The organism is Flavobacterium piscisymbiosum (assembly GCF_020905295.1).
GTDB lineage: Bacteria > Bacteroidota > Bacteroidia > Flavobacteriales > Flavobacteriaceae > Flavobacterium > Flavobacterium piscisymbiosum.
On record NZ_JAJJMM010000001.1, the window covers coordinates 5,860,903 to 5,881,444 of the forward strand.

A 20,542-nucleotide genomic window follows, 5' to 3' on the forward strand; every position below is an offset into this window, starting at 1 on the left:
AAAACATTCTGATGAAAACGAGTGCCTAGCCCCGATAGAAGTGGAAATCCTTTTGCTTTTTTCTTTAAAAAGCAAAAGATTGTAACGGATAGCGGGATTAGCTCCTGAAGTAAGATTTGGTTTTATCATAGAAATCGAAATGAAATATCGTAAAAAACTTTGTGTGATCAAAAACTTTGCGCCTTAGCGTCTTCGTGGCAAGAAAAAAACCAACCGTAAGAAAATATATCTAAAATTAAAGATCACTTAACGTAGCGTATTCCTAAAAGTAGTAAATTTGATACAATTAATAAATTAGAAACCTAATCTTCAATTTATTAACAACCCAAATCTTAACCTATTTACTATGAAAAAAAACTACTTTTTACTCTTATTGATGTTTACTGCCGTTGGTTTTTCCCAAATTCCTTCAGGTTATTACAACACGGCAACCGGAACAGGTTACACATTAAAAACACAATTGTACAACATCATTAAAGGGCATACCGATAATGGATACGCTGGTTTGTACACCACATATCAAACCTCAGATGTTGATAATTTCTACGAAAACGATGGAACTGTTTTAGACATGTATTCTGAAAATCCTTCAGGAACAGATCCTTATAATTACAGTACCGGAAGCACGCAACGATGCGGTAATTATTCTTCAGAAGGCGATTGCTACAACAGAGAACACATTATTCCGCAATCGGTATTTAATGAACAATCGCCAATGGTTGCCGATGCGCATTTTATTACTCCTACTGACGGAAAAGTAAACGGAATGCGCTCTAATTATCCGCATGGCACCGTAAATTCAGCAACGTATACCTCTCAAAACGGAAGTAAATTAGGATCAAGTGCTGTATCCGGATATTCAGGAACTGTTTTTGAACCTGTCAATGCTTTTAAAGGCGATATCGCCAGAATGTATTTTTATTTTGCAACGCGTTACGAAAATACCGTTGCCGGATATTCTTACCCTATGTTTGATGGTTCCAGCAACAAAGTTTTTACTGCTGCATTTTTAGCTACTCTTTTAGCATGGAACGCTCAGGATCCGGTAAGCGCAAGAGAAATTGCGAGAAATAATGCTATTTATGCACGTCAGAATAATCGAAATCCATACATCGATCATCCTGAATATGTGAATCAAATTTGGGGCGGAACTTCTTCTACAGATACTCAGGCTCCAACTGCTCCAACGAGTCTGGCTTCTACTGCTAAAACTTCAACATCAATTTCACTTTCGTGGAATGCTTCTACAGATAATGTGGCCGTTACAGGATACGATGTTTATGCCAACAGCGTTTTAAAAACAACTGTTTCAGGATTGACAGCAACTATTACAGGCTTAACTGCTTCTACAAGTTATTCTATTTATGTAAAAGCCAAAGATGCGGCCGGAAATAGCTCTGCGTCAAGCAGTACAATTGCAGTAACGACAAACGCAAGCGAAACTGGCGGAACAGCTTCGGACATTTTATTCTCTGAATATATTGAAGGTTCAGGAAACAATAAAGCATTGGAAATCGCTAATAATACTGGTGCCTCTGTGAATTTATCAACTTATACCATAAAAAAACAAACGAATGGTGCCGGAGCCTGGAGCACAGGTTTGGCTTTAAGCGGAACATTAGCAACCGGAAGTAAATTTGTAATTGTAAACAGCTCAATGTCTTCTAGCTGTTTTGCAACAAGCTCTGCTAATATTTCAACTACTGCAACCGAACTGACTTTTAACGGAAATGACGCTGTAGGTTTATTCAAAAATGGTGTTTTGATTGACATCATAGGAACTTTTAATGGCGGAACGGCAAACTTTGCAGTGGATGTTACTTTAAGAAGAAAAGCTACCGTAACGACTCCAAGTACAACATTCAACCTAAGCTCGCAATGGGATTCTTACACGACAGATACTTGCTCTAACTTAGGTGCTAAACGTGCACAAATTGCAGCTATTGAAACTGAAGAAGAAATTGTTCCTCAATTACAAGAAGTTATTTTATATCCAAATCCAACCAACGGAAACTTTAACATTTACTTTAATACTATTAATTCACCTTATTCTATCGAGATAATCTCCATATTTGGTCAGAGGGTATTTGAAAAATCAAACATCACAGATTCATTATCGACGATAAATAACTTGCCAAAAGGCATCTACATTGTTCGTATTAATCAGGATTCTGAAACTTTCAGCAAAAAGATCATTATCAACTAATTAAAAACGAGTGCTTACTAAATTAAAGAGCGGCAATATTGCCGCTCTTTTTTGTTTTACTAAATTCAAAAAAAGTTCTCTCACAGATTTGGCAGATTGAGCAGATTTTTATTGATTGGATTTTTATTTTAAATCTGCGTAAATTTTTCATTCAGTTCTTTGATCTGCTCAATCTGCCAAATCTGCGTGAAACAAAAAAAACTTTGCGCCTTTGTGTCTTCGTGGCAAAAAGTTTAAAAGAGTTTGTTTTCAAATTTGCGCTTGCTATTTATTTACACTAAATTTGCACCTCAATACAACAAACTACACAAAACAATGATCCATTTCTTTGAAAACCAAAGCAAAACTGTTTTTGCCGTACAAACGCAAAACGAAATTTCGGCTCAAGACATTTCAAAACTAAACTGGCTTTTTGCCAACTCTAATAAGATCGAAAAATCCGCGCTGTCGGATTTTTTTGTTGGTCCCCGCGCCACTATGATCACACCTTGGAGTACAAATGCTGTAGAAATTACTCAAAATATGGGTATTCCGGGCATCATCAGAATCGAAGAATTTCATCCGGCAACGGAAGATTTCACTGATTTTGATCCAATGCTTTCACAAAAATTCAATCAATTAGATCAGGAGATTTTCACTATCAACGTTCAACCGGAACCGATATTGGAAATCGATGATATTGCAACATACAATAAAGTAGAAGGTTTGGCTTTAAGCCAGGAGGAAGTAGATTATTTAGATAATCTTGCTGTAAAACTTGGAAGAAAACTTACTGATTCTGAGATTTTTGCTTTCTCACAAGCGAATTCAGAACACTGTCGTCACAAAATTTTCAACGGAACTTTTGTAATTGACGGTGAAGAAAAAGAAACTTCTCTTTTTAAATTAATCAAAAAAACATCACAGGAAAATCCTAACGATATCGTGTCTGCTTACAAAGACAACGTTGCTTTTGTAAAAGGACCAAAAGTGCAGCAGTTTGCACCAAAAACAGCTGACAAACCAGATTATTACGAGATAAAAGAATTTGATTCGGTTTTATCTTTAAAAGCAGAAACACACAATTTTCCAACAACTGTAGAGCCTTTCAACGGAGCTGCAACAGGTTCTGGAGGAGAAATTCGTGACCGTTTAGCTGGAGGACAAGGTTCTTTGCCATTGGCAGGAACTGCAGTTTACATGACTTCTTATTCTCGTTTGAAATCCTTCGACTCCGCTCAGGATGACAGGACTTGGGAAAATGCAATGGAAGAAAGAAAATGGTTGTACCAAACTCCAATGGATATTTTGATCAAAGCTTCAAACGGAGCTTCTGATTTTGGAAATAAATTCGGGCAACCGCTTATTACAGGTTCGGTTTTGACTTTCGAACATTCAGAAAACGACCGTAAAATTGGTTACGATAAAGTAATCATGCAAGCGGGAGGAATTGGATATGGAAAACTGGATCAGGCAATTAAAAAGAAACCTCAAGAAGGTGATAAAATTGTAATTCTTGGTGGAGAAAATTATAGAATCGGGATGGGCGGTGCTGCGGTATCCTCTGCAGATACTGGAGCTTTTGGTTCAGGAATTGAGTTAAATGCAATCCAACGTTCGAACCCTGAAATGCAAAAACGTGCTGCTAACGCCATTCGCGGTTTGGTAGAAAGCGATCACAACCCAATTGTTTCTATTCACGATCACGGAGCTGGAGGACACTTAAACTGTCTTTCTGAACTAGTGGAAGAAACTGGTGGATTAATCGATTTGGATAAATTGCCGGTTGGAGATCCTACACTTTCTGCGAAAGAAATTATTGGTAACGAATCTCAGGAAAGAATGGGATTGGTTATTGGTCAAAAAGATATTGATATTTTGCAAAGAATCGCTGACAGAGAGCGTTCGCCAATGTATCAGGTTGGAGATGTAACGGGAGATCACCGTTTTACTTTCGAATCAAAATCAAATGGTTCAAAACCGATGGATTATGCTTTAGAAGATTTCTTTGGAAGTTCTCCTAAAACGGTTATGAACGACAAAACTATCGACAGAAAATATGCTGGTGTTTCTTATGAGAAGGCAGATTTCGAAAAATATTTACAAGATGTTTTACGTCTTGAAGCTGTTGCCTCAAAAGACTGGTTGACGAATAAAGTGGACCGTTGTGTGGGTGGAAAAGTAGCAAAACAACAAAATGCAGGACCTTTGCAATTGCCTTTGAATAATGTTGGAGTTATGGCTCTGGATTATTTAGGTAAAGAAGGAATCGCAACTTCTATTGGCCATGCTCCTATTGCGGCTTTGATTGATCCTGTTGCAGGAAGCAGAAATGCTATCGCAGAATCGTTATCAAACATTGTTTGGGCACCAATTAAAGATGGTTTAAAAGGAATTTCACTTTCTGCAAACTGGATGTGGGCTTGTAAAAACGAAGGTGAAGACGCTCGTTTATATGCTGCTGTTGAAGGTTGTTCTGACTTTGCAATCGAATTGGGAATCAATATTCCGACAGGAAAAGATTCACTTTCGATGAAACAAAAATATCCAAATGACGAAGTAATCGCACCGGGAACGGTTATTATTTCGGCTGGTGGAAACTGTACCGATATTAGAAAAGTAGTTGAACCTGTTTTACAGAAAAACGGAGATTCTATTTATTATATCAATTTGTCTCAGGATGATTTCAAATTAGGAGGTTCTTCTTTTGCACAAATCAGAAACACGATTGGAGACGAGACTTCTACTATAAAAGACGCTTCTTTCTTCAAAAATGCTTTTAACACGATTCAGGAATTAATCGGCGAAAGCCAAATTTTAGCAGGTCACGATATCGGAAGCGGCGGTTTAATCACAACTTTATTAGAATTGTGTTTTGCTGATGTAAATCTTGGAGCAAAAATTGATTTTAGCGCTTTCGCGGAAAAAGACTTATTGAAAATCCTTTTCGCGGAAAACATCGGAATCGTTTTCCAGGCAAAATCTGATGCAGCTGTTGAAGCTAAATTGAAAGCGAACAATATCGAATTCTTCAAAATTGGTTCAGTTCAAAGTACTGCAACTTTAGAATTTGGAGAATATAAATTAGATATTCCGACTTACAGAGATATTTGGTTTGAAACTTCTTATTTATTAGATCAAAAACAATCTAAAAACGGAAGAGCTCAGGCACGTTTCGAAAACTATAAAAATCAGGTTTTACAATATACTTTCCCGGCACATTTCACTGGTAAAAAGCCTGTCATCTCGAGCGGAGTCGAGAGGCCAAAAGCGGCTATTATTCGTGAAAAAGGAAGTAATTCTGAACGCGAAATGGCAAATGCGATGTACTTAGCAGGTTTTGATGTAAAAGACGTTCACATGACCGATTTAATTTCGGGTCGTGAAACTCTTGAAGATATTCAATTTATTGGTGCTGTTGGAGGATTCTCTAACTCAGACGTTTTAGGTTCTGCTAAAGGTTGGGCCGGAGCTTTCTTATACAACGAAAAAGCAAAAACGGCTTTGGATAAATTCTTTAAAAGAGAAGATACTTTATCTGTTGGAATCTGTAACGGTTGTCAGTTGTTTATGGAATTGGAAGTTATTAATCCGGAGCATGAAGTTCACGGAAAAATGCTTCATAACGAAAGTAACAAACACGAAAGTATTTTCACTTCTGTAAAAGTTCAGGAGAATAATTCGGTTATGTTATCTAGTTTAGCCGGAAGTACTTTGGGAGTTTGGGTTTCTCACGGAGAAGGAAAATTCAATTTACCTCTTGCCGAAGAAAACTATAATATTGTTTCTAAATACGCTTACGAGGGTTATCCTGCAAATCCTAATGGATCTGATTATAACACGGCAATGATGTGTGATAAAACCGGAAGACATTTGGTAATGATGCCTCATATTGAGCGTTCTACTTTCCAATGGAACTGGGCGCACTATCCAAAAGACAGAAACGACGAGGTTTCGCCTTGGCATGAAGCTTTTGTTAATGCAAGAAAATGGATTGAGAAAATCTAAAAAAATATATTTTATTACTAAAAGCGCTCGAATTTATCGGGCGTTTTTTTTTGTTTTCTTTTACCACAAATTACACAAATTTCCACAAATTATCTTTTTTGCTTTTTTTCGAATTACAAAAAGATAGCCTTATAAAATCATTTTAATGCTTTATTCAGATAGCTATCTGGAGTGCATCTTTTTTTAAGATTGCAAACTAATAATTTGCGGAAATTTGTGTAATTTGTGGTAAAAAATCTTTTAAAAAAAAATCAACAAATTCTCGGCAACTGTTCTCCTACTAAAGGATTTACTACTCTTTTACCTCCAAAAGTACTTTCGATAATTATTTTTGATGGATGTTCATCTGTAACAAAACCAATCACCGAAGCGTTTGAGTTTACTTTTTGTAAAATTGTTAGAACCTCATCTTTAATTTCAGGAGTTGTAATGCAAACAAAAATTCCTTCGTTGGCCACATACAACGGATCTAAACCCAATAATTCGCAAGCACTTTTTACCTGATTTTCTACTTTTATATCTTCTTCAAAAAGTGAAATTCCAAAATTGATTTCGGTTGCTATTTCATGTAAAACCGAAGCTAGTCCGCCACGGGTTGCGTCTCTCAAAAAATGGATTTTATCACCAAATTTTTCTATTAAATCTAAAACTATGTAATTGAGATTGGTTGTATCACTTAGAATATCGCTTTCAAACTCTAATCCTTCACGTTCTGACATGATAGCCATTCCGTGGGAAGCTATTGGTCCGTTGATGATAATAACATCGTTTTCCTGAATATTCTGAGTTTTAATATTGGCCTTTTCATGAACAACACCAATTCCGGAAGTATTAATATAAATTTGATCACCTTTTCCTCTTTCGACCACTTTGGTATCACCGGTAACAATTTGAACATTGGCTTTATCAGCCGCTTCTTTAATCGATTTGATAATCTGAATAAATTCATCCAGACCAAAACCTTCTTCTATAATCAAAGCCAATGAAAGATATTTTGGAATCGCTCCGCACATCGAAAGATCGTTTACAGTACCATTTACAGCAAGTTCACCAATATTACCTCCTTTAAAAAATACAGGAGAAACCACATAACTGTCTGTGGAGAAAGCCAAATTTCCTTGCATATTTAAAAATGCACCATCATGTCGAACTTCTAAAATATCATTTTTTAAGATCTTAAAAATTACTTCATTAAGCAATTTAGTCATATGTTCACCACCACTACCGTGATGTAAATGAATCACTTCAGATTTTTTGTTCATCTCTTAAAATTAAATTTCCTCGCCCATTTGTTTTAAAACCTCCATAGTCTTTTTGGCTTCATCTTCGTCAATGATCCCAATGGCTGCACCTACGTGAACCAAAAGATAATCGCCAACTTTAGCCTCAGGAACCAGCGCCAAATTGACTTCTTTTATAATACCTTCAAAAGAAACATTTCCAATTCTGAAAGTTTCATCCAATTCTATTGTCACTTTTTCAAGTCTTCCGGGAATTGCTAAACACATAATTATTGTTTTATAGATTGTGCCAAATAATCGTACCAGGCTTGTAAACCTTCCCCCGAAGTTGCAGAAACTTCAAAAAAGGTCAAATGCGGATTTACTTTTTTCGCGTACTCTTTTAGTTTTTGTAAATCAAATTTCAAGTACGGCAGCAAGTCAATTTTGTTGATAATACAAATTTGAGATCCCGAGAACATATCCGGATATTTAAGTGGTTTATCTTCACCTTCAGTAACTGAGATGATCACAATTCGTTTTAATTCGCCTAAATCAAACATGGCAGGACAAACCAAATTCCCCACATTTTCGATCATTAAAACAGAATCAGAAACAGGTTTAAGTTCTTTTACTGCTCTCGCAATCATTTCGCTGTCCAGATGACATCCTTTTCCGGTATTAATCTGGATTACAGGAACATTTAATTTATGAATTCTGTCAGCGTCATTTGTTGTTTGCTGATCGCCTTCGATTACTGAAAAAGCGATTTTATCTTTCAAATCTGCAATGGTTCGTTCTAACAAAGAAGTTTTTCCCGAACCGGGTGAACTCACTAAATTGACAGAGAAAATATTCAAAGCCTCAAAAAAACCTCTGTTTCTTTCTGCTGTTAACTGATTTTTATACAAGATATCTTTCTCGAGCTGTATGATATTTATTTCGTGAGAATGACTGTGAGAGTGATTATGGCTATGTTGATGATCGTGGTCATCATGGTCGTGATTATGATCGTGATGGTGCTCATGGTGATGATCTTCATGATTATGATGATCGTGATCGTGATGATGGCAATGCCCTGAATGAGAGTGGGAATGTTTAGTATCCCCTATTTTGGTAAATCTTATTTCGTTTTCATCAGAACTGCAGCCGCAAGTGGTACACATAACTATTTTATTTAATGATTATTTTTTTGATTTTTAATTCTTTGCCTGCAATAATTTCTTTAAAAGGACTATCGCAATTGGGGCAGCTGTCGAAACTTTTATCAATATAAAATTCAGTTTCGCATTCTGCACATCTGGCTTTTCCTACAGGCTCTTCGATAAATAATTTTGTATCACTTAAAACGGTTCCGTTTATACATTGTGGCCAGATAAAATAAAAGGAATCCATTTCTACTCCGGATAATTTTCCAATTTCTAAATAAAGTTCCAGGGCTTTTTTGCCGTTGATTTTATGTACTTCTTGTTGAACAATTTTCACAATTGAAGTAACTACAGAAAGCTCGTGCATATCTATTTATCTCAAAACAATTAATCATGCAAATTACTTTCAACAAATAAAGTAAAAACTGACAATTATCACATTTATATCCCTATTATTTAAATAGTTTTGAATCCTATTCATAAAAAAATGCAATTCTTTTTTCTACATCATTTTTCAAAATAACTTAAAGCATTCTTAAAAATACAACGAGTATGGAGGATAAAAACAAAGTCTATGAAACCTATTATAACAGTATCGAAAGACAAGGTTATAACAGGAGGGATTTTTTAAAATTTGTTGCTTACATAGGCGCCTACATGGGGGTTCAGAGTTCCGCAATTGGTCAAATTACTAAAGCTTTAGAGAATACTCCCCGACTGCCTGTTATTTGGGAACATTTTCAGGAATGTACTTGTTGTAGCGAATCCTTTATACGTTCTGATCATCCTATTGTTGCGGATATTATTTTAGACAAAATCTCATTAGATTATACTTTGACTCTTATGGCAGCTTCCGGTCACCAGGCCGAAGCCGCTAAAAAAGCTACAATGGACAAATACAAAGGAGAATACATTCTTTGTGTTGAAGGTTCTATACCAATGGGTGCCGATGGAAATTATTGCTGTATTGGTGGAAGAAGTGCTATAGAAATTCTTAAAGAATCAGCGGCAGGAGCCAAAGCTATTATCGCTTGGGGAAGCTGTGCTACATCTGGTTGTATACAGGCTGCGAAACCAAATCCTACAGGTGCAGTGCCAATTCATAAAATTATTACTGATAAACCTATTATAAATGTTCCGGGCTGTCCGCCAATTGGCGAAGTTATGGCTGGAATTATTGTGCATATCGTCGCTTTCGGAAAATTCCCTGAATTAGACAGTGCCGGTCGTCCTAAAGCTTTTTATTCTAAAAGAGTTCATGACAGCTGTTACCGCAGACCTTATTTTGATGCGGGATTATTCGCAGAAAACTTCGATGATGAAAATGCCAAAAAAGGATATTGTTTGTATAAAGTAGGCTGTAAAGGGCCAAGTACTTATAATGCCTGTGGTAACATGAAATGGAATGGCGGTGTAAGTTATCCTATTCAGTCCGGACATGGCTGTATTGGCTGTAGTGCCAATGATTTTTGGGATGCAGGAAGTTTTTATTCCAGAGATTCTTCGATAAGTCCGGGTAATATCGAAGCAAATGCAGATACTTTGGGTAAAATCGCTCTTGGCGGAGTTGCTGCAGGTATTGGAGTGCATGCTGTTCTTTCGAATATATCTAAAAAAGACGAACTCAACCACAGAATAAGCCAGGGAACTGAAAACGAAAAACATTTAGAAGATTTATAATCTATAAAAAAACAAGATGGCAGAGAGAATAGTTGTTGACCCAATTACCAGAATAGAAGGACATTTAAGAGCCGAAGTAGAAATCTCAGATGGTACGATACAAGAAGCTTTTTTATCCTCGACGATGGTGAGAGGTTTAGAAAACATTGTAAAAGACAGGAATCCTAAAGATGTTTGGGCTTTTGTGCAAAGAACTTGTGGCGTTTGTACTTCGACTCACGCTACAGCATCTATTAGAGCTGTAGAAGATGCATTGGGAATTGTTGTTCCGCCAAATGCTGAAATTGTTAGAAATATTATGTTGGGTGCTTTGTACCTGCACGATCACGTAGTTCATTTTTATCATTTACATGCTTTTGACTGGGTTGATGTTATAAGCGGTTTAAATGCAGATCCTGTAAAAACGTCTCAATTGGCACAATCGATCTCGAACTGGCCAAAAAGTTCACCAGGTTACTTTTCAGACTTACAGAAAAGATTGAAAAAATTTGTAGCCAGTGGTCAATTAGGAATTTTTGCCAATGGTTATTGGGGACATCCACAAATGAAATTGCCGCCCGAAGCGAACTTAATGGCTACGGCTCATTATCTGGAAGCGCTGGAATGGCAAAAAGAAATCGTAAAAGTTCATGCAATTTTTGGAGGTAAAAATCCGCATCCTAACTTTTTGGTTGGCGGAATGGCGTGCTCTATAAACCTGGATGACGCAAGCGGATTAAATGCTGAACGTTTGGCCCATGTAAGACAACTTCTGGAAGAAGGAAAACGTTTTGTAGAACAGGTTTATATTCCGGATGTTCTTACTATTGCAAGTTATTATAAAGATTGGGGCGCCATTGGAGGTTTTCATAATTTTATGACTTTTGGTGATTTCCCAACACAGGGTTATAATAATACCAACATGAATACTTTCAAATTTCCGTCGGGGGTAATTTTGAATAAAGATTTAACAAAAGTTCATGATTTAGATCTAAGAGATTTAAAAACCGTAGAAGAATATGTGAACAATTCATGGTACGATTATGAAGGAGATGGAAATGCAGGAAAGCATCCGTGGAGCGGAGAAACTAAAATAAACTATACAGGACCAAAACCGCCTTATACGCATTTGAATGTGGATGAAAAATACAGTTTTATCAAAACACCAAGATGGAAAGGTCATGCTATGGAAGTTGGCCCGCTGGCAAGAATGCTCGTAGGATATGCATCAGGGAGAGAAGAATTCAAAGAAATAATTGATGCAGCTTTATCTAAGTTACAAGTTCCTGCAGGAGCTTTATTCTCAACCTTAGGAAGAACAGCTGCAAGAGCTCTGGAATCGCAATTGGTTGCGAATTGGAACCTTGAATTTTTCGATAATCTAATTGAAAACATTAAAAAAGGAGATACCAAAATGGCCAATACAGAAAAATGGGAAACCTCAACCTGGCCAAAAGAATCACAAGGTGTTGGTCTTGTGGAAGCACCAAGAGGAGCTTTAAGCCATTGGATCGTGATAAAAGATGCCAAAGTAGCGAACTATCAACAAGTAGTTCCTTCGACATGGAATGCTTCTCCAAGAGATCCGAAAGGACAAAGATCTCCTTATGAAAGCAGTTTACTAAAAACACCAGTCGCGAATCCGGAATTACCATTAGAAATTATCAGAACCATACATTCATTTGATCCGTGTATTGCTTGCGCAGTGCATTTATACGATGAGAAAGGCGATATCATTAAAGAAGTAAACGACATTTCTATTTGCACTATTTAAATTCTCCAGCATGTCTACAAAAACTAATGACTATAAAAGAGCTTATATCTGGCAATTACCTATTCGAATTTTTCATTGGGTAAATGCCTGGGCGATCACAGGATTGGTTATAACAGGATTTATTATTGGTAATCCGCCGGGAATTATTTCTACCAAAGAAGCAACAGGTCAGTTTTGGTTTGGATACATTCGTGAAATTCATTTTATGTGCGCTTATCTTTTGGTAGCCGTGATGATTTTGAGAGTTTATTTTGCTTTTAAAGGAAATAAATATGCCAATTGGCGCGTCTTTTTTCCATTCAAAAAAGAAGGTTTCAAAAGGATGTGGCACGTTATTAAATTTGATATTTTTTTACAAAACGAACATACCAACGGTTCTCCTTCCGGCGCTGTAGGTCATAATAGCGTAGCGGCAGCCTCCTATTTAGTAATGTTCGTTATGGGACTTATTATGATTGGGACAGGATTTGCCATGTATGCTCCTACTTCGACCTGGTTTTTTCCTAAAATGTTTGGTTGGGTGACCAATTTGGTTGGAGGAGATTTTAATGTGAGAACCATTCATCATTTCACCACATGGACTTTTATTTTGTTTGCCATTGTTCATATCTATTTGGTATTCTTCCATGACTGGCTCGAAGGTTTGGGCGAAACATCTGCTATGGTAAGCGGTTATAAATTTGTTCGAACCGAAAGAATTAAAAAAGATAAAGATGATGAAACAAAAGAATCTGTTACAACAGCAATAGCAAATAAAGATTCAGTTTAAAATAAAAATAAAAAAATGATGCAAGAAGAAATTATTACAAGAAAACTAGATGCTTTTCATTCTGATGGAAATGAAGTTTTAGTATTGGGAATTGGTAATTATTTGATGGGTGATGAAGGTGTTGGCGTACATTTTATAAACAGACTCGATAAAACCTTATTTCCTGAAGACACCTCTTTTATTGATGGCGGAACAGGTGGTTTTACCCTAATACCCTATATCGAAAATCATAAAAAAGTAATTATTGTTGATGCCACGATGGATGGTAAGGAAGAAGGAACAATTACACTCTTGAAACCTCGTTTTTCTGATGATTTCCCTATTTCGCTAAGCGGACATAATTTTGGCCTAAAAGATATGGTCGAAATCTTATCGATGCTGGATACGATGCCGGAAATTTATTTATACACGATCACCATTCTAAAAATGGAACCGATGTCTATGAAGCTTTCTCCAAAGGTAGATGCCGCAATAGAAAAAGTGACAGCACAGATTATCCAACAAATAGAAAATTTTAAAATTAATACTTAGTTCCTTGAAACCTTCATTTCAAATAATAATTTCAGGTAGTGTACAAGGCGTTGGTTTTCGGCCTTTTGTATACAATTTGGCAATTAAAATAAATTTAAAAGGTTATGTTTCTAATAATGAATTTGGGGTAATTATAGTACTGCAGGAAAATGAAAAAACCGCAACTGATTTTTTAAATAAAATAAAAAGAAAACATCCAAAAAATGCAAAAATAAATGATATTCAAATTTCTGAAATTGTAATTCAGGAAAGATTTGATTCCTTTTTTATAAAACCAACCGAGAAAAATATCTCTATTAATTCGCCTTTAACTCCTGATTTTGCGATATGTAAAAATTGCAAAGAAGAAATTTTAGATCCTGAAAACTGTCGGTTTTACTATCCTTTTATAAGTTGTACATGCTGTGGACCACGATATGCCATTGCTGAAAAATTTCCTTTCGAAAGAGAAAACACCAGTATGCATGAGTTTAAAATGTGCGATTCCTGTCTTGAAGAATACAACAATCCTGCAGACAGACGTTTTCACTCACAAACTAACTCCTGCCCTGATTGTGGCATTCAGGTTTCATTTACAGATAATACAGGAACCATTATTTCAGGTTCGAATAAAGAAATTTTCGAAAACATCTCCGAAAAATTAAGCGAAGGAAAAATCATTGCTGTAAAAAATACTTCGGGGTATTTGCTGCTTTGTGATGCGACTAATCCAGAAGCTGTTCAGGAATTGCGAAACAGAAAAAAACGTTTGACAAAACCTTTTGCAGTTCTGTTTCCTGATGCAAAACAAATTGAAAATTATTTATTTTGTCATAAAACAGAGAAGAATTTACTTAAATCTACTCAGGCACCCATTGTTATTTTAACCTTAAAAAAACAGATTGATTTAGCGATAGATCAAATAGCTCCTGGCATGAAAACCATCGGAGCCATGTTGCCCAATTCAGGAATATTACATTTAATTTCTAATTTGTTTCAGAAACCTTTAATAGCGACTAGCGGAAATTTTAACGGATCATCGATTTTTTCAGATGAAAATGAGGCCGTAAAAACATTAAATCCTATCGCCGATTATTATTTGCATCATGATCTTGAAATTCAAAATTCTCAAGATGATTCTGTAATTAAGTTTTCACGAAAAAATAAACAAAAAATTATTCTTCGTCATGCAAGGGGCTTTGCTCCAAATATTGATTTTTCTTTTTTAGAAAACAATTTAGAACAATTACTTTGTTTGGGCGCGACTTTAAAAAATACGATCACTATTACTGCCAATAATCAGGTTTATATGAGTGAGTATATTGGTGATTTACTGAATTTTGATACTTACAATAGATTTGAAAAGAAAATAAAAAATTACGAGTATTTCTTTGATTTTTCTCCCAAAAAAGTGGTTTGCGATCAACATCCTAATTATGAAAATAATAAAGTAATATCGGCATTTGTAAACAAAGATACAACTGTCGCAACCGTAAAAGTACAACATCATGAAGCGCATTTTGCTGCTATTTTAAGCGAAAAAAAGCTTTGGAAAAAATCTAAAATATTAGGTGTGGTTTGGGATGGTTCCGGATTTGGAAGTGATACAGAAATATTTGGCGGCGAATTCTTTGAATACGATCATAATACTATAACCCGAATTGGACATCTGGAATATTTTCCCTGGATTTTAGGCGATCAAATGGCTAAAAATCCTAAAATGGCCGCACTTTCTATTAGTAAAAACAATAGTTACTTTCAATCTTTTTTTAATAATAATGAATTGAAAATTTACTCTAAACACATCAAAAACAGCTCTATAAAAACATCTTCAATGGGGAGATTAATTGATGCTGTTGCCTTTACATTAGGATTTAAAAATTCAATTTTATTTGAAGCAGAAGCTGGAATGTATTTAGAAAATTTAGCCCAGCAGGCTTTTAATAAATCAGAATTAAAATTAAAGGATTATTTAAAAGATGAAAAAATAACTGATTTAATACCTGCAAAAAAACTCCTGCTACAAGTTGCCAAAGAGGTTCAGAATAATAAAGATTTAGAAATAATCGCTTTAAACTTTCATTTTACTTTAGTGAAATGTATCGAAAAAATAGCCTGTTTTTCAAAATCTAAAGAAATAGCTTTTAGTGGCGGTGTTTTTCAAAACTCAGTACTGATAGATTTAATAATTGACCATCTTAAACCAAAATACAAATTGCATTTTCACGAAACGCTTTCACCAAACGACGAAAATATCTCTTTTGGACAACTCAATCATTATTTAAATTTAAAAAAATAAGCTATGGATATTCTTGAATTATTAGGGCACATTGGTAAAACAGAAGAAAAAGACAAAATTTCGTATTCGGCGGGAGTTGTTATGGCTTTAAGTCTTAAAGATATTGGTTTTGATGAAATTAGGTATGAAGATTATATAGACGGAATGAAATCTGTTTTTGAGAAATCTGCTGAGAAAATTTCGCCCAAACGTTCTATTGAAATTTTTAATAATTACGTAGCACTTTTACAGGAAGAATTAAAAGTAAAAAATGCGGAGATTGGAAAAGCTTTTTTAGAAAAAAATGCAAAAAAAGAAGGTATTGTCAGACTTGCGAGTAGTTTACAATATGAAGTTTTGGTAGTAGGAAGAGGAGAAATTCCTAAAATCACAAATACTATTGATGTCATTTATGAAGGCTATTTACTGAATAAAGATGTTTTTGATTCTACTAAAGAAACAGGCCCGCAAAAAATGCGCGTTTTACAAACTTTAAAAGGATGGCAGGAAGCTTTACAACTGATGCCTGAAGGTTCCCGCTGGAAAATTTATATTCCGCATGATTTAGCTTACGGTCATATTGGAGCACCACCAATGATTCAGCCCAATTCGACTTTAGTTTTCATCATTGAACTTTTAAATATAGTTTAAAATGAAATATCTCTCTGAATATCGAAATCCCGAATTGGTCAAACATTATATAAATGAAATTCATAAGATAACGACAAAACCATGGAATATCATGGAAATTTGCGGTGGGCAAACCCATTCATTAGTCAAAAACGGATTACTGGATTTGCTGCCTGAAAATATCAGAATGATTCATGGCCCGGGCTGTCCGGTTTGCGTCACTCCTATTTCATTAATCAATAAAGCAATTGAATTGATGCATCAGGGCGTTATCATGTGTTCGTTTGGAGATATGATCAGAGTTCCGGGATCATCAAAAAGCTTATTGCAAGCCAAAGCCGAAGGCGGAGAATTACGTATTTTATACTCTCCTCTCGAAGCTGTAAATATTGCTGCGAAAAATCCGGATCGTGAAGTTGTTTTTTTTGCCGTTGGTTTTGAAACTACTGCCCCGAGCAATGCTTTGGCAGTAATGCATGCGCAAAAATTGAGTTTGACGAATTTTAGTTTATTAGTTTCTCATGTTTTAGTTCCGCCAGCGATGGAAGCTATTTTATCTGATGAGTTTTGTACCATTAATGCTTTTTTAGGAGCAGGTCATGTTTGTACCATCGTAGGACTTGAAGAATATTACCCAATTGCAGAAAAATACAAGATCCCAATTGTAGTTTCGGGATTTGAACCTGCCGATATGGTTCAGGCCATTTATCATGCCGTTCTACAATTAGAACAAGGAAAATATGAGGTCGAAAATCAATATACGCGTTTGGTAAAAGAAGAAGGAAACATCAAGGCCAAAGAGGTTGTGGATACTATTTTTACCATAGGAAATCAGGAATGGAGAGGTATTGGAGCAATAGAAAACAGCGGACTCGTTTTAAGAGAAGCCTATAAAATGTATGATGCCAATGTAAAGTTTACCATAAAAACAAGCACTGAAAAAACAGACGAACATTGCATTGCGGGTCAGATTTTAACGGGAAATAAGAAACCAAATCAATGTCCTGAATTCGGTAAAAAATGCAAACCTTCTAATCCTCTTGGCGCGCCAATGGTTTCTTCTGAAGGTGCTTGTGCTGCTTACTTTAACTATCAATAAAACTCAAAATGATCGGATTTTTAATTACGGTTTATGCCGGACTCGAACATGCCTTTGAAGCAGATCATCTACTAGCTGTAAACAATCTGGTTACTAACAGAAGTAAGATTAAAGATGCGCTAAAAGATGGCATATTTTGGGGAATTGGGCATACCTCAACTATTTTTATGGTTGGCATTATTATGATTGGTTTTAAGATTTCGATCAGCGAAAACATTTTTAGTTATCTTGAAGCGGTAGTAGGTTTGATGTTAATTGTTTTAGGAACTATTCGTTTGTTCAAATTATTATATAAAAAACGACATTCGCATACTTATTACCATAGTCACGAGCATACTCATAGCAATGGAGTTACACATTCACACATGCATGCTCATACGTATTCTCACTCACATCCTATCGCCTCTTTTCAGCATCAGCATTATGATCTGTCCAAAAATTACAAAGCTGCTTTTGGTGTAGGTTTGGTTCACGGTCTGGCCGGAAGCGGATCTTTAGTTATTCTGGTTATTTCGCAAATGAAAACACCTCTGGAAGGTTTGATGTATATTTTGGTTTTTGGTGTGGGATCTATTCTGGGTATGTTTATTGCATCCGGATTATTTAGTATTCCGTTTACCAAGAGCATTCTTAAATCTCAGAAACTACAAAATGTGCTAATTATCATTTCTTCTGCTATTTGTATTATTTTTGGATTTAAAATCATCTTCACCAATTTATTTTAAAGCTTAAAACTATATTCTACCCTAAATTTAAAAAGGTTCTAAGACTAATTTAATGATATCTTAAGGCACTTTAAGAAGCTGTATTTAATGCGATAAATATCTTTGTCTCATGAAAAAATGCAGACAAAATCTATCGCTTTTAATTCTCTTATTTACATTAAGTCAATTTTCTTTTGGTCAAAACTCTTCTATAAAAGGAACTGTTTCTGACGGGAAACTAGCTGTAGAATTTGTCGATGTTATTTTAAAAAATACAATAGATTCTACCAAAGTGGCAAATTATGCCGTTACAGATATCTCGGGAAATTTTGTTTTAGAGAATATTCCTTCTGGTGATTATCAATTACAATTGAAATTAATAGGTTTTAAAACTTTCAAACAAAAAATAAAATTTTCCGGATCCCCAATTTCTATCGGAACCATTACTTTACAAAGCGACACCAATTTATTGAATGCAGTTGTGGTGAATTCTCAGAAAAAACAAATTCAGAAAACTGACGAAGGTTTTGTTTTTAATGCTGTTTCGAACATTTCGCAATCCGGAGGAACCGCTACAGATATGCTAAAAAGTATTCCAACAGTTGCTGTTGATGCTGACGGAGGAATAACACTGAGAGGGAAATCTCCGATGATTTTAATTAACGGAAAAAATTCGGCTATTACCAATATGGACCAGATTGCTGCCAGCAGTATTGAAAGCATTGAGGTTATTAGTAATCCCACGGCTAAATATGATGCAAATGCCGAAAGTGGGATTATCAATATTAAACTCAAAAAAAACAATCAGAGCGGTATTAATGGTGCTGTAGTTTTAGGCGGCGGATTTGGTGCGAAAGGAAGACTGAACAGTTCTGTGCTTTTGAATCAGAAATCAGAAAAATGGAATCTTGGTTTGGGATATGACAATCGTTTTGCAGGAAGAACCAAGAAAATAAAAGGCGAAAGAACCAATAATTTTATTGATGATGAACATTTTATTTATCAAAATAGAAACGACGAAAGAACGGAAGGATTACAGAATTTAAAATTGAATATTGATTTTTCGCCCAACGAACGAAACAGCTTTTCATTTGAAGCTTTAGGAAATATAGAAAGTCAGGATAATGATGAGACTTTGCATAGTCAGGTAAATACAAGTGCAAATCAGTTTTTTTCTAATAATATTAGACATTCATTAGAACTAGAACGTTCAAAAGTAGGTGAACTGGCATTTAGTTACGACAGAAAATTTGCTGATGATCGAAAAAGCCTGAATGCAAGTATTACTTCTTCTTTTAATAAACATAAAGAAAATACAGATATTGACACTAATAATTATGATCACTATAATGCTCTGATTGGTGATGCATCTTTACAAAGAACACATAATTATGAGCATGAAAACATATCGAACGCCATTGTAAATTATGCAATTCCGGTTGCTGAAAAATCAATTATTGAAACAGGTTACAAAGGAACATTCCGATTTTTTAATTCTGATTTTCAAAGTGCAGATATGAACAATGGTCACTATATTATAGATCCGCTGGCAAGTAATTCTTTTAAATATAACGAACAAATCAACGCTGTATACGGAATGCTAAATTCGTATATAGGCGATAAAGAAAATCCAAAATGGAAGTATAATTTAGGTTTACGCGCCGAAAATGTTTCAAACACCGGAGCAACACAAAATAATAGCGATCACTTTAGCAATGATTATTTAAAACTTTTTCCATCAGCGTCATTGCAAATGAATTTAGCGTCAGACGAATTTGTAAAAATGGGTTACAGCAAACGTATCAATCGCCCGGATTTAGATGATTTAAACCCTTTCGTAGATATTACAGATGCTTTGAATCCTCATGGTGGAAATCCGTATTTGAAACCTGAAATTATTCATATTGCCGAAATGAGCTACAATAAAGAATGGTCGAAATACTCGTTTTCTACCAATGCTTTTTACAGAAACGCCACAGATGCCATAAGACAATATGCAGAACTAAAGGATAATGGTGTGATTTTACTTCAACCCAGAAATATTGGAAGTACTATAACTTATGGTTTGGAAACTATTTTCAGTTTAAAACCAGTCGGATTTTATGATGCCAATATCAGTATTACAGCTTTTCAGCAAAAGATAAATGCTTCAAATTTAGCTCAGGATGTGGTGAATAGTGCTTTTAGCTGGTACGGAAAAATCATTAATAATTTTATTCCCTGGAAAGGCGGAAAACTTCAGATTATAGGCAATTATAATTCGGCATTGGCAACTCCGCAAGGAAAAAGAATTCCGGTTTACAATGTTGATATGGGATTTCAGCAAAAATTAGGCAAAGGAAATGCCCGCTTAGGATTGGTGGTTACGGATATGTTCAACACTTTAGAAAGTGGTTATAAAAACAACACTTATCTTTTTAGCAATAATCGAACCTCAAAATCAGATACCCGCGCTTTGATGGTTACTTTTGCTTATAGTTTTAAATCTGATTTTAAAGAAAAACTATTGGAAAATCAGTTTTCGACAGAGTAATATTTCTATATGCTTGATGACCATA

General features: G+C 35.3%; 15 protein-coding genes. 11 read left to right on the forward strand and 4 right to left on the reverse strand.

Annotated elements, in window-relative coordinates:
* The first annotated feature begins 346 nt into the window (after positions 1-346).
* Together LNP81_RS24670 and purL are read left to right on the forward strand one after the other, a co-directional pair.
* Entirely contained in the window at positions 347-2,206 is a 1,860-nt protein-coding gene (locus LNP81_RS24670) for an endonuclease (protein ID WP_230039975.1), read from the forward strand.
* Positions 2,207-2,521: 315 nt separating this feature from the next.
* Positions 2,522-6,193, forward strand: coding sequence for a phosphoribosylformylglycinamidine synthase (gene purL / locus LNP81_RS24675; RefSeq protein ID WP_230039976.1), 3,672 nt, complete (start codon positions 2,522-2,524; stop codon positions 6,191-6,193).
* Between the two features lie 251 nt (positions 6,194-6,444).
* On the opposite strand, the gene hypE is transcribed toward purL, so the two are convergent.
* From hypE to LNP81_RS24695, 4 genes are read right to left on the reverse strand one after another with little or no spacing between them, the layout of a single operon-like run.
* Positions 6,445-7,455: a hydrogenase expression/formation protein HypE gene (gene hypE / locus LNP81_RS24680; protein WP_230039978.1), complete on the reverse strand. Its 1,011-nt coding sequence runs from the start codon at positions 7,453-7,455 to the stop codon at positions 6,445-6,447.
* A gap of 9 nt (positions 7,456-7,464) precedes the next feature.
* Positions 7,465-7,701: a HypC/HybG/HupF family hydrogenase formation chaperone gene (locus LNP81_RS24685; RefSeq protein WP_230039979.1), complete on the reverse strand. Its 237-nt coding sequence runs from the start codon at positions 7,699-7,701 to the stop codon at positions 7,465-7,467.
* 2 nt (positions 7,702-7,703) lie between these two features.
* A complete protein-coding gene (gene hypB, locus LNP81_RS24690; protein ID WP_230039981.1) occupies positions 7,704-8,579 on the reverse strand; it encodes a hydrogenase nickel incorporation protein HypB in 876 nt (291 codons plus the stop codon).
* A gap of 7 nt (positions 8,580-8,586) precedes the next feature.
* A complete protein-coding gene (locus LNP81_RS24695; RefSeq protein WP_230039984.1) occupies positions 8,587-8,928 on the reverse strand; it encodes a hydrogenase maturation nickel metallochaperone HypA/HybF in 342 nt (113 codons plus the stop codon).
* 185 nt (positions 8,929-9,113) lie between these two features.
* Here LNP81_RS24695 and LNP81_RS24700 point away from each other — a divergent pair, with 185 nt between their 5' ends.
* From LNP81_RS24700 to LNP81_RS24740, 9 genes are all read left to right on the forward strand, one after another.
* On the forward strand, positions 9,114-10,241 hold the full coding sequence (locus LNP81_RS24700) for a hydrogenase small subunit (protein ID WP_230039985.1): 1,128 nt from the start codon (positions 9,114-9,116) through the stop codon (positions 10,239-10,241).
* Between the two features lie 16 nt (positions 10,242-10,257).
* Entirely contained in the window at positions 10,258-11,994 is a 1,737-nt protein-coding gene (locus tag LNP81_RS24705) for a nickel-dependent hydrogenase large subunit (protein ID WP_230039986.1), read from the forward strand.
* A gap of 10 nt (positions 11,995-12,004) precedes the next feature.
* Positions 12,005-12,763 (forward strand): Ni/Fe-hydrogenase, b-type cytochrome subunit, encoded by a 759-nt coding sequence (gene cybH / locus LNP81_RS24710; protein WP_230039987.1) that lies wholly within the window; start codon positions 12,005-12,007, stop codon positions 12,761-12,763.
* 15 nt (positions 12,764-12,778) lie between these two features.
* Positions 12,779-13,294: a HyaD/HybD family hydrogenase maturation endopeptidase gene (locus LNP81_RS24715; protein ID WP_230039989.1), complete on the forward strand. Its 516-nt coding sequence runs from the start codon at positions 12,779-12,781 to the stop codon at positions 13,292-13,294.
* 4 nt (positions 13,295-13,298) lie between these two features.
* Positions 13,299-15,572, forward strand: a complete 2,274-nt coding sequence (gene hypF / locus LNP81_RS24720; RefSeq protein ID WP_230039990.1) for a carbamoyltransferase HypF — start codon at positions 13,299-13,301, stop codon at positions 15,570-15,572.
* A gap of 3 nt (positions 15,573-15,575) precedes the next feature.
* Entirely contained in the window at positions 15,576-16,202 is a 627-nt protein-coding gene (locus tag LNP81_RS24725) for an FKBP-type peptidyl-prolyl cis-trans isomerase (RefSeq protein ID WP_230039991.1), read from the forward strand.
* A gap of 1 nt (position 16,203) precedes the next feature.
* Positions 16,204-17,280 carry a hydrogenase formation protein HypD gene (hypD, locus tag LNP81_RS24730; protein ID WP_230039992.1) on the forward strand — a complete coding sequence of 359 codons (1,077 nt, stop codon included), beginning with the start codon at positions 16,204-16,206 and terminating at the stop codon, positions 17,278-17,280.
* Positions 17,281-17,288: 8 nt separating this feature from the next.
* Entirely contained in the window at positions 17,289-18,005 is a 717-nt protein-coding gene (locus LNP81_RS24735; protein WP_230039994.1) for a HoxN/HupN/NixA family nickel/cobalt transporter, read from the forward strand.
* Positions 18,006-18,114: 109 nt separating this feature from the next.
* Positions 18,115-20,517 carry a TonB-dependent receptor domain-containing protein gene (locus LNP81_RS24740; protein WP_230039996.1) on the forward strand — a complete coding sequence of 801 codons (2,403 nt, stop codon included), beginning with the start codon at positions 18,115-18,117 and terminating at the stop codon, positions 20,515-20,517.
* Positions 20,518-20,542 lie beyond the last annotated feature (25 nt).

Coding starts and splice junctions, on each gene's coding strand:
- LNP81_RS24670 (WP_230039975.1), top strand. CDS start 347: ATGAAAAAAAACTACTTTTTACTCTTATTGATGTTTACTGCCGTTGGT.
- purL (WP_230039976.1), top strand. CDS start 2,522: ATGATCCATTTCTTTGAAAACCAAAGCAAAACTGTTTTTGCCGTACAA.
- hypE (WP_230039978.1), bottom strand. CDS start 7,455: ATGAACAAAAAATCTGAAGTGATTCATTTACATCACGGTAGTGGTGGT.
- LNP81_RS24685 (WP_230039979.1), bottom strand. CDS start 7,701: ATGTGTTTAGCAATTCCCGGAAGACTTGAAAAAGTGACAATAGAATTG.
- hypB (WP_230039981.1), bottom strand. CDS start 8,579: ATGTGTACCACTTGCGGCTGCAGTTCTGATGAAAACGAAATAAGATTT.
- LNP81_RS24695 (WP_230039984.1), bottom strand. CDS start 8,928: ATGCACGAGCTTTCTGTAGTTACTTCAATTGTGAAAATTGTTCAACAA.
- LNP81_RS24700 (WP_230039985.1), top strand. CDS start 9,114: ATGGAGGATAAAAACAAAGTCTATGAAACCTATTATAACAGTATCGAA.
- LNP81_RS24705 (WP_230039986.1), top strand. CDS start 10,258: ATGGCAGAGAGAATAGTTGTTGACCCAATTACCAGAATAGAAGGACAT.
- cybH (WP_230039987.1), top strand. CDS start 12,005: ATGTCTACAAAAACTAATGACTATAAAAGAGCTTATATCTGGCAATTA.
- LNP81_RS24715 (WP_230039989.1), top strand. CDS start 12,779: ATGATGCAAGAAGAAATTATTACAAGAAAACTAGATGCTTTTCATTCT.
- LNP81_RS24725 (WP_230039991.1), top strand. CDS start 15,576: ATGGATATTCTTGAATTATTAGGGCACATTGGTAAAACAGAAGAAAAA.
- hypD (WP_230039992.1), top strand. CDS start 16,204: ATGAAATATCTCTCTGAATATCGAAATCCCGAATTGGTCAAACATTAT.
- LNP81_RS24735 (WP_230039994.1), top strand. CDS start 17,289: ATGATCGGATTTTTAATTACGGTTTATGCCGGACTCGAACATGCCTTT.
- LNP81_RS24740 (WP_230039996.1), top strand. CDS start 18,115: ATGAAAAAATGCAGACAAAATCTATCGCTTTTAATTCTCTTATTTACA.